Source organism: Streptomyces sp. MnatMP-M17, assembly GCF_900091995.1.
Lineage (GTDB): Bacteria > Actinomycetota > Actinomycetes > Streptomycetales > Streptomycetaceae > Streptomyces.
This window is the reverse complement of the sequence record NZ_FMDK01000837.1, coordinates 1-1,310: the sequence shown is the minus strand read 5'-3', so window position 1 is coordinate 1,310 and position 1,310 is coordinate 1. Positions and strand designations below refer to the sequence as shown.

The following is a 1,310-nucleotide window of genomic DNA, read 5'->3' as shown; positions in this document are numbered from 1 at the left end:
CGCGCGGCGGCGGTGGACGCCCTGCCGGTACGGGCGGAGCTGCTGGTCACCGAGGCGTATCCGGGCGCCTCCGCACACACCGTCCTGCTGGTACGGCCGGACGGGCATCTCGTCACGGCCTTCGGCGGAGTACGTCCGGCCGAGCTGTACGCGGCGGCCGACGCGGCGCGCGGAGGCGCTCCGTCCGCTCGTTCCGCCGCCCGTTCGGAGCCTTCCGAGCCGGCATCCGCTGACCGAACTGCGAACATCAATTGACCGACGCGGGCGCACATGGTGTACTCCGGAACGTGACTGACACCGATGTGCGCCTGTGGCGGAGGGTCCATATGGACCTGGTCCGCTATGCGGGCTGCGTGTGTCGCCCGTCCTGTTGATTCGCCCTTTCTCTTCACGCGCTCGCCGCGTCCGTCGCGGCAGCACACTCTCGCGAACATCTCAGGACGGTCACCATGTCTCTCCCCGTACGTACCTCCGCGCCCGACACCACCGCCTCCACCGCGACCGCCGGGGCTTCCACCGCGACCTCGCCTTCCGCCGCCGTCTCACCGGCCTCCGGCCCGACGCCGGCCGAGCTGCTCGACTTCGTCCGTAGGACGGCCACCGACACCGAGCTGGTCTCCTCGCTCCCGCTCGATCCCGAGGGACGTACCTGGATCCGGCTCGACGGTCCCGCGGGCAGCGAGGCCTGGCTGATCGGCTGGCCGCCCGGCACGGGCACCGGCTGGCACGACCACGGCGGTTCGCACGGCGCGTTCGCCACAGCGGCCGGCGCGCTCAAGGAGGACTCACTGGCGGCGCGGCTGCCCACCGAAGGGTGGAAGACGCTGGAGCTCGCCGAGGGTGTCGACCGTGAGCGGAAGCTGACGGCGGGCGAGGGCCGGGCGTTCGGCAGGCACCATGTGCACGAGGTGCGCAACGAGTCCGGTGCCGAGCACGCCATCTCCGTCCACGCGTACTTTCCGCCGTTGCCGCTGATGCGCCGTTACAGCCGCACCGGCGCTGTGCTCCGTCTTGAGCATGTGGAGCGCCCGGAGGAGTGGCAGTGAGCGGGCGGACGGGAAGCGGAAGCGTGGAGACGGAGCCGGTGGCGACCGAGGTGGCAGGGGTGGCCGGGACTGAGCCTGTGGGGATAGACGAGCTGCTGGAACGGGTCCGTGAGGATCTGGACCGGATAGAGCCGCGCGAGGCCTTCGAGGCCGCGGCGGAGGGCGCGCTGCTGGTGGACATCCGGTACGCGGCGCTGCGGGAGCGGGACGGGCTGATACCGGGAGCGCTGGTCGTGGAGCGCAATGAGCTGGAGTGGCGGGTCG

Annotated in this window: 2 protein-coding genes and 2 pseudogenes; all 4 read left to right on the top strand. The window is 71.6% G+C overall.

Annotated elements, in window-relative coordinates:
* A pseudogene (locus GA0115259_RS31600) lies at positions 1–255 on the top strand (monooxygenase); the annotation flags it as partial.
* A gap of 32 nt (positions 256–287) precedes the next feature.
* Entirely contained in the window at positions 288–374 is an 87-nt protein-coding gene (locus GA0115259_RS42995; protein ID WP_311605579.1) for a putative leader peptide, read from the top strand.
* 75 nt (positions 375–449) lie between these two features.
* Positions 450–1,046 carry a cupin domain-containing protein gene (locus GA0115259_RS31595; protein WP_093603330.1) on the top strand — a complete coding sequence of 199 codons (597 nt, stop codon included), beginning with the start codon at positions 450–452 and terminating at the stop codon, positions 1,044–1,046.
* A 23-nt stretch (positions 1,047–1,069) separates the two neighbouring features.
* A pseudogene (locus tag GA0115259_RS31590) lies at positions 1,070–1,310 on the top strand (sulfurtransferase); the annotation flags it as partial.

Excerpts from the sequence above, each read along its gene's own strand:
- GA0115259_RS31595 (WP_093603330.1), top strand. The coding sequence starts at position 450 with ATGTCTCTCCCCGTACGTACCTCCGCGCCCGACACCACCGCCTCCACC.